Annotated in this window: 7 protein-coding genes; all 7 read right to left on the bottom strand. The window is 62.5% G+C overall.

Annotated elements, in window-relative coordinates; genetic code table 11:
* Window positions 1–59 precede the first annotated feature (59 nt).
* On the bottom strand, window positions 60–1,295 hold the full coding sequence (locus M3P27_07305; protein MDP9268120.1) for a DnaJ domain-containing protein: 1,236 nt from the start codon (window positions 1,293–1,295) through the stop codon (window positions 60–62).
* Window positions 1,296–1,319: 24 nt separating this feature from the next.
* The gene (locus M3P27_07300) at window positions 1,320–1,799 is read right to left on the bottom strand and encodes a nuclear transport factor 2 family protein (protein ID MDP9268119.1); all 480 of its coding nucleotides are present in this window, start codon (window positions 1,797–1,799) and stop codon (window positions 1,320–1,322) included.
* Between the two features lie 103 nt (window positions 1,800–1,902).
* The gene (locus M3P27_07295) at window positions 1,903–2,073 is read right to left on the bottom strand and encodes a hypothetical protein (protein MDP9268118.1); all 171 of its coding nucleotides are present in this window, start codon (window positions 2,071–2,073) and stop codon (window positions 1,903–1,905) included.
* A gap of 144 nt (window positions 2,074–2,217) precedes the next feature.
* Window positions 2,218–4,161, bottom strand: coding sequence for a molecular chaperone DnaK (dnaK, locus tag M3P27_07290; GenBank protein ID MDP9268117.1), 1,944 nt, complete (start codon window positions 4,159–4,161; stop codon window positions 2,218–2,220).
* A 348-nt stretch (window positions 4,162–4,509) separates the two neighbouring features.
* Window positions 4,510–5,253: an FAD-dependent oxidoreductase gene (locus M3P27_07285; protein ID MDP9268116.1), complete on the bottom strand. Its 744-nt coding sequence runs from the start codon at window positions 5,251–5,253 to the stop codon at window positions 4,510–4,512.
* A 35-nt stretch (window positions 5,254–5,288) separates the two neighbouring features.
* On the bottom strand, window positions 5,289–5,741 hold the full coding sequence (locus M3P27_07280; protein ID MDP9268115.1) for a hypothetical protein: 453 nt from the start codon (window positions 5,739–5,741) through the stop codon (window positions 5,289–5,291).
* A 72-nt stretch (window positions 5,742–5,813) separates the two neighbouring features.
* Entirely contained in the window at window positions 5,814–7,688 is a 1,875-nt protein-coding gene (gene glmS / locus M3P27_07275) for a glutamine--fructose-6-phosphate transaminase (isomerizing) (protein ID MDP9268114.1), read from the bottom strand.
* Window positions 7,689–7,753: the final 65 nt, after the last annotated feature.

The raw sequence follows: 7,753 nt of genomic DNA, 5'->3' as shown, positions 1-7,753 counted from the left end.
CTCCCGCTCCGCTCACGCCCGCAAATCGGCTCAACATGTACGCGCCGGCTTTCTTCTTCTTAGCTACCGCCGACCTCTCTCCACAATTCCTTCCGCGGATCGTCGGGTTCAACCTTTTGTAATTCTTGCCACAGCTCGCGCGCTTTCAAGTCCCGCGGTGGTGGCACCACGATCCTTACTTCCACGATCTGGTCGCCGCGCTTGCCTTCATTCGCGGCCGAGGGCACGCCCTTCTCGCGCAGGCGAAGTTTTTGCCCCGAGGCGGTGCCGGGCGGGATGCGGAGCTGCGCGCGTCCGTCGATCGTAGGGACCTCGACCTTGGCGCCGAGCGCGGCTTCGGGCGCGGTGATGGGCAGGACGACGCGGATGTCGTCCCCCTCGCGCTGGAATACGGGATGCTCGCCCGTGCGCACGATGATGTAGAGGTCGCCCGCGGGGCCGCCGTGCGTTCCGGCGTTGCCCTTGCCGGCGAGGCGGATGCGCTGGCCATCGCGCGTGCCCGGCTTGATGCGGACTTCGATCGGCTCGACGCGGTTGACGATGCCTTGTCCGCCGCAGGCGGGGCAAACCGTCTGCGCCTTGCCGGTGCCGCCGCAGGCGGGGCACTGCATGTTGAACTTCATGCGTCCGCCCATCTGCTGCACCTGGCCGGTGCCTTTACACTGCGGGCACGGGCCGGAGCCTTCGAGGCGTCCGGCCCCGTGGCAGTTGGCGCAACTCTCGTTGCGCGTGACGTTGAGCTTGATGACGCCGCCGCGGATGGCCGTCCAGAACGGCACGGTGACCTGGTACTCGAGATCCGAGCCCGGCTCAGGACCGGAGCGTTGCGTGCCCCCGCCGCGTCCGCCGAATATCCCGGAGAAGACGTCGCGGAATCCACCCGATCCTCCTCCGCGCGCGCCGCCCTCGGCGAAGTCGGAAAAATCGAAGCCGGAGAAATCGAAGGGGACTTCCTGACCGCCGCGCCCGCCCGCGCCGCCTGGGCGGAAGCCGCCGCCACTTCCCGGGAATCCGCCGCCCGGCTGGCCGGCGCGCGCGTAAGCGTCGGCGGTGGCGGGATCGATCTGGTCGGAGTAGTACCCGAGCTGGTCGTAGATCTTGCGCTTCTTCGGGTCAGAGAGGACGTCGTTGGCCTCGGAGATCTCCTTGAATCTCTCCTCAGCCTTCTTGTCGTTGGGATTTACGTCGGGATGGTACTTGCGCGCAAGTTTGCGGAAGGCCTTGCGGATCTCTTCCGCCGACGCAGTCTTCTTTACGCCGAGTAGGCCGTAGTAATCCTTGGACTGGGTTGCCATTTACGTTGCCATTTATGTCGCCATCTATTTCGGCTGGTCCTTCGCCGGGATCTTCGTTGCCTGCCACGCGATCGCCTGCCACTTTCCCTTACGGCGCTGGAACGTTCCAGTGTTGCGGAACTCGTTGCTGGTGCCGTCACTGACCTTCTGCACCAGTCTGAACGCCACGATGGCGATGTTCCCGTATTGATGTACGGTGACGTCTTCCGCGCTGAAGGTGGCGGTGGGGGCTTTGGGATCGGCAGCCTCGTAGAGCGACTTCATGATCTCGGTCTTCGTGGTGGTGGCGCCGGCGGAGCGCGTGTAGAGGACGTCGTCGGCAAAGAAGCGGTCGAACATCTCCCGGTCGGCGCTGGTCGAGGGCGAATGCGAAGCGGCGGCGAGAAAATGGGCGAGCAGCTTCCTGAGCTCGGGCTCCGCGGGGGCGTGCGTCGTTTGCGAGAAGGCTGTCTGCGCGAAGGCCGACGCGAGCAATAGGACGATGATGGTGGTTAGTCGTCGCATATGAGTAAGGGGCGCTTGCGCGCCCCTTTGACTCCGAGGCTAAAGCCCCTCAGTTATATCAGTCCGGTCACGGTGCGACTCAAGTCGCACGCTTACGAAAACGTTATGCGAGGCCGACTTCCTGGATAAGGAAGACGGCTTCGGGTTCGGCTAGTGCCAGGCGGGCGTGCAGCTCCTGTGCCGTCTCGAGCGGCATGAGGCCGCCGAGCGGGACCATGCTCATTGCGGCGCCGAGCACGCCGACGACGACTTTCAACACCATGAATTGCTTCACCTGATTTCCTCTGTCTGTCATCCTTCGCGCGCGTCCGCGTGCGGAGGATCTGGCGAGCCAGCTGACGCAACCAGTCTCGTTGCGCCGGCCATCTGCCCAGATCCTCCCGGCCCTTGCGGGCCGGAAGGATGACCGCTCAAAAAGTTACTTCTTGTCTTCGACGTCAACGTACTCGGCGTCGATCACGCCTTCGTCTTTCTTCTTCTCGCCGCCCGATGCTGACCCAGACGCCGCGCCATTGGCGCCCGGGTGTGGGCCGCCGGACTGGCTATCGCCACCCGCCGGCTGCGCGGCCTTGTACATGGCTTCGGCCAACTTGTGCGACGCTGCGGTCAGCTTCTCGCGGGCGGAGTTCATCGCCGCAGGGTCAGTGCCATCGAGCGACTTCTTCGCGTCTGCAAGAGCGTTCTCCACATCGCCGCGTTCAGCCTGCGAGATCTTGTCGCCCTGTTCGCGCAGCATCTTCTCGACCGAGTAGACCAATGCGTCGAGCTGGTTGCGGGCTTCGATCTCTTCACGCCGCTTCTTGTCTTCGTCGGCGTGCGCCTCTGCGTCCTTCGCCATGCGCTCCACTTCTTCCTTGGAAAGGCCGGAAGAAGAGGTGATGGTGATCTTCTGGTCCTTGCCCGTCGCGGTGTCCTTCGCCGTGACGTTGAGGATGCCGTTGGCGTCGATGTCGAAAGTCACCTGGATCTGCGGCACGCCACGCGGAGCCGGCGGGAGGCCGGTGAGGTGGAACTTGCCGAGAGTGCGGTTATCGCGCGCCAGCGGCCGTTCCCCCTGCAACACGTGGACCTCGACCGACGTCTGATTGTCGGCCGCGGTGGAGAAGGTCTCCGTCTTGCGCGTGGGGATGGTCGTGTTGCGCGGGATCATCGCCGTAGCCACGCCGCCCAGCGTCTCGATGGAGAGCGTGAGCGGAGTGACGTCGAGCAAGAGCAGGTCTTTCACGTCGCCCTGGAGCACGCCACCCTGGATGGCCGCGCCGATGGCGACGACCTCGTCGGGATTCACGCCCTTGTGCGGCTCTTTGCCAAAGAGTTCCTTGACCAGCTGCTGGATGCGCGGCATGCGGGTCTGTCCGCCGACGAGCACGACTTCGTCGATCTTGCTGGCTTCGACGCCGGCATCCTTCATCGCCTGCTTGCACGGCGGGATGCTGCGGTCGATGATGTCGCGCACCATCTCTTCGAGCTTGCCGCGGGTGAGTTTCTTCACCAGGTGCTTCGGCCCGGAGGCGTCCGCGGTGATGAAGGGAAGATTGATCTCGGTCTCCATGGTGGTGGAGAGCTCGATCTTGGCGCGCTCGGCCGCGTCACGCAGCCGCTGCAGCGCCATCTCGTTGCCCTTGGCGCGCAGGTCAAGGCCTTCGTTCTTGCGGAACTCGTCGATGAGCCAGTCCACGATGCGCTGGTCGATGTTGTCGCCGCCGAGGTGGGTGTCGCCGTTGGTGGACTTCACCTCGATGATGCCTTCGCCGACTTCGAGGATGGAGATATCGAAAGTGCCGCCGCCGAAGTCGTAGACCGCGATGGTCTCGTTCTTTTTCTTGTCGAGGCCGTAGGCGAGCGCCGCCGCCGTAGGCTCGTTGATGATGCGCTTCACCTCGAGACCGGCGATCTTGCCGGCGTCTTTCGTTGCCTGGCGCTGCGCGTCGTTGAAGTATGCCGGCACGGTGATCACGGCTTCGGTGACCTTCTCGCCGAGATAGTCTTCGGCCGCCTTCTTCAGTTTCATCAGGATGTACGCGGAGATCTCCGGCGGGGTGTACTTCTTGCCCGCGGCTTCGACCGCGACGTGGTCGCCATCCTGCACGACCTTGTAGGGCACCATCTTCAGCTCTTCACTGACTTCGTCGTAACGACGTCCCATGAAGCGCTTGATCGAGTAGATCGTGTTCTCCGGGTTGGTGATGGCCTGGCGCTTTGCCACTTGGCCCACCAAACGCTCGCCGGATTTAGTGAATGCCACGATGGAAGGCGTGGTGCGTCCGCCTTCTTCGTTGGGAATCACCTTCGGTTCGCCGCCTTCCATGACGGCGACGCACGAATTCGTTGTGCCCAAATCAATACCAATGATCTTTGCCATTACAATCTCTCCTGCCGATAAGGGGCGGCCATCCTGGCCCTGACAGCCGGACCAGAATAGAAGTTGAGTGCGTTACTGTCAAGTCATTGGATGTGGCATGGAATCAGTAGGATGCAAGGAGTTTGTTTTGGCTTTAGTCGGGCTAAGTGATTGAGGGAAAAGGGGAAAACGGCCAGCATGTTAGGAATTGCAGATTTATGATTGCGGATTGCAGAATGGAGGTCAAGGGCGGGAAGTTGTCGTCCTTCGCGCCAGGGTTCTGCAGCGGAGGATCTATGAAGAATGCCACTCCTGCCTAAGCCCCGGCCGACTCAGATCGGCGATCGCCAATCACCGATTGGCACTCGTTCAGTCGTAACGCTCAAAGATGATCTGCTGCTTTTCAAAGCCCGCTTCGGTGAGCAGCAAGCGGACATCGGCGACCATGTTGTTCAGCCCGCAGATGTATGCATCGGTCGCGTTGCGTTGGTCGGGAGACATCGTGCCGACGATCTCTTTCAATATCCCCTGCACGTAGCCGACGCGTCCCTTCCAAGCTTCCGTTGGCCGCGAGACAGTGACCTCGTAGCGAAACTCGGGATAGGCGGCGGCGTAGGCCTCGAACTCCTCGTGGTAATAGGTGTCCTTGTCGTAGCGGGTGCCGAAGACGAGCCAGAAACGCTGGCCTTGGCGACGCGCCGCGCCGGCCGCGGCATTGCCGAAAAGGTGCTGCACAAAGCCGCGCATGGGTGCGATGCCGGTGCCGGTGGCGACGAAGATGGCGTCGCGCAGCGGCTCGCGCAAGGTGAAGTGTCCGTGGGGACCATGGAACTTGACCTCGCTGCCATCTTTCAGGTCGCAGAGAAAATTCGAGAAGTACCCGTGCGGCACGCGGTTGAGGCAGAGATCGAACTCGCGTCCGCGGGCGGCGGAGGCGATGGAGTAAGCGCGCGTGATGTGCTTGCCATCCTCTTTGGTCTCGAGCATGGAGACGAACTGCCCGGCTTTGAACTCGAAGCGGTCGAGCTCCTCGACCTGCCACTCGAAGTGCCGTGTCTGATCGCTGAGCCAACGGCTGCGCGCGAGTTTGGCGGTGTAAATGGGGCGAGCCAATTACCGGTCTCGTCAGGGAGATGAGAGCGAACCGGTCATTGTAAATGCAATCGGCTGTTCGAGGCGGGGGTTGATCCGGGTTCTGGTTCGATGCCGCCATAACGGGGCAGCACTTCTCGCAGCGTCCACTCGATGCGCTCGATGGACTCGCGCATGAGCGTGACCGCCTCACGGTCCTGCTGTTGCGCGCCGAAATGGCTGAGTACCTGGAGCGCGTTGCGCACGTGATGGTTCATGTCAGCGATCGTCTGGATGCGGTCGCGCACCGCGTCCCGCTCGGCCTGGCGATTGCGCGCGTACTGATAGAACAACGCCGCGGCGATCATGCCGGTCAGCGCATTCGTGAGCACGAGAGCCGCTGCGCGGCTGGTGCCCTCGAACACCAGGAAACGATCGAAGACGAAACCCAGCAGAGTGACAACTACAAAGAAAGCCAGGGCGAGCAGACGCGGATCGCGATCGCTCCTGGAAGCAGGATAAGAGTGCATGGAGGAGACCTCACACGTTAGACGCGGGTGCCAGCCAGGAAGAACCAAGGGCAGAGAAAAAAGTTGCGAGGCTTATTCCACGGTGACGGATTTTGCCAGGTTGCGCGGCTGATCCACATCGCAGCCGCGGCGAACGGCGATGTGATACGCGAGCAGTTGCAGCGGCACGATCTCCAGGATGGGCGCGAGCAGTTCGGGCGCGGGCGGCACGTAGATGACGTGATCGGCGGCCTCCTTGATCTCCTCGTCCCCTTCGGTGGCGACGGCGATCACGGTGCCGGAGCGGGCTTTTACCTCGCGGACGTTTGACATCGTCTTCTCGTAGCGCTGTACCGAAGCGGGGTCGTTACGGTCGCAGGTGGCGATGATGACGACGGGAAGGTTCTCGTCGATGAGCGCGTTGGGACCGTGCTTCATCTCGCCAGCGGGATATCCCTCGGCGTGGATGTAGGAGATCTCCTTCAACTTGAGCGCGCCTTCGAGCGCGATGGGATAGTGGATGCCGCGGCCGAGGAAGAGGAAATCCTGCGAGCGCTGGAAGATCTTCGCGAGGTCTTCGATCTCTTCGTCGCGCGCGAAGATGGATTCCAGTTTGCCGGGCAGGCGGTTCAGTTCCGCGATGAGCACCTTCGCCTGCTCCGGCGTGATGGCGCCGCGGATCTCGCCGAGATAGAGCGCAAACAGAAAGAGCGCGGTGAGCTGCGCGGTGAAGGCTTTCGTCGACGCCACGCCGATCTCCGGACCGGCGTGGGTGTAGATGGTCCCGGCCGCTTCGCGCGTGATCATCGAGCCCACGACGTTGCAGATGGCCAGCGTCTTCGTGCCTTTGGCTTTCGATTCACGCTGTGCGGCGATGGTGTCCGCCGTCTCGCCCGACTGCGAGATTAGCAGCGTGACCGACTTTTCTTCGACGATGGGGTCGCGATAGCGGTATTCGCTGGCGTAATCCACTTCCACTGGGATACGCGCGAGGCGCTCGATCATGAATTTTCCGGCCAGGGCGGCATGCCAGCTGGTGCCGCAGGCGGCGATCACGACCTTCCGCAGTTCCTTGAATTCCTTTTCGGTGATCTCCATCTCGTCGAGGAAGACCTTGCCGCTATCGAGCGAGACGCGGCCCAGGGTGGTATCGCGGACGGCGCGCGGCTGCTCATAGATCTCCTTGAGCATGAAGTGCTTGAAGCCGCCCTTTTCCGCCATGATCGGATCCCAGGTGATGTGCTGCACCTGGCGCTGGATGGGTTTGCCGTCGAAGTCGGTGAGCTGCACGCCGGTGGGCGTGATGACGGCGAGGTCGCCATCGGCCAAAAAGAACAGGTCGCGTGTGTGATAGAGGATGGCGGGAACGTCGCTCGCGACAAAGTATTCGTCCTTGCCCAGGCCGATGACGGCAGGCGGACCGTTGCGCGCGACGACGATCTTGTTGGGCTCATCCTCCGAGATGACGGCGATAGCGAAGACGCCGGTGAGCTCTTTCACCGTCTTGCGGACGGCTTCTTCGAGCGACGGACGCGAGCCGTTGGCCTTGGCGAAAAGGTACTTCTCCACCAGGTGCGCGATGACCTCCGTATCGGTCTCGGTCGAAAATTTGTGGCCGCTCTCGACCAGCTTCTTCTTGAGCGCGATGTAGTTCTCGATGATGCCGTTGTGGACGACGACGATCTTCCCGGTGCAGTCGCGGTGCGGGTGAGCGTTTTCTTCGGTCGGGCGCCCGTGCGTGGCCCAGCGGGTGTGGCCGATGCCGTAGGTGCCGTCCATCGGCTTGAGACGGATGACCTCTTCGAGGTTGCGGAGCTTGCCCTCGGCGCGCCGGACCTGGAGGCCTTCGCCGTTACCGGCGACGGCGATGCCCGCCGAATCGTAGCCACGATACTCGAGGCGCTTGAGGCCATCGAGGATCACCGGCACGACGCGTTTCTTACCGACGTATCCAACGATTCCACACATAAATCAGTTCCGAGTCCAGGTACCGAATCGCGAGTATTTGATTCCCGCGGCCGGGCGAACGACTC

Source organism: Acidobacteriota bacterium, assembly GCA_030774055.1.
In the GTDB taxonomy this organism is placed as follows: Bacteria; Acidobacteriota; Terriglobia; order Terriglobales; family Acidobacteriaceae; genus JACPNR01.
This window is presented reverse-complemented; position numbering and strand designations above follow the sequence as displayed.